General features: G+C 57.8%; 1 protein-coding gene. It reads right to left on the bottom strand.

Annotated features, from left to right (window positions below):
• Window positions 1–289: caspase family protein (locus EN862_RS35730; protein WP_135913347.1), on the bottom strand; the 289-nt coding region annotated here is incomplete at both ends.

The following is a 289-nucleotide window of genomic DNA, read 5'->3' as shown; positions in this document are numbered from 1 at the left end:
GACCGGGATGAGGAAATTCTCGCCGCCGATCTGAAAGCCGTGGCCGGAATAATAGACGACGGCCAGATCCGCGCCGTCGACCGCGGCGAGATAGTTGCGGAACTTCTCCTCGAACTGGAGCTTTGTCACGTCCTTGGCAACGAACACATTGAAGCCAGCCAGCCGCAATGTCTTTGAGACATTCGCGGCGTCCGTGTCCGGATTCTTGAGGGCCGGAATATTGCGATATTCGGAATTGCCGATCACAAGGGCAACCCTGCCATCGGCATGAGCCTCGAGCGTCGTGAAG

The sequence above is a fragment of the Mesorhizobium sp. M2E.F.Ca.ET.219.01.1.1 genome, from assembly GCF_004016445.2.
Taxonomy (GTDB): domain Bacteria; phylum Pseudomonadota; class Alphaproteobacteria; order Rhizobiales; family Rhizobiaceae; genus Mesorhizobium.
Note: the sequence above shows the minus strand (reverse complement) of the source record. Positions and strands in the feature narration are given on the sequence as shown.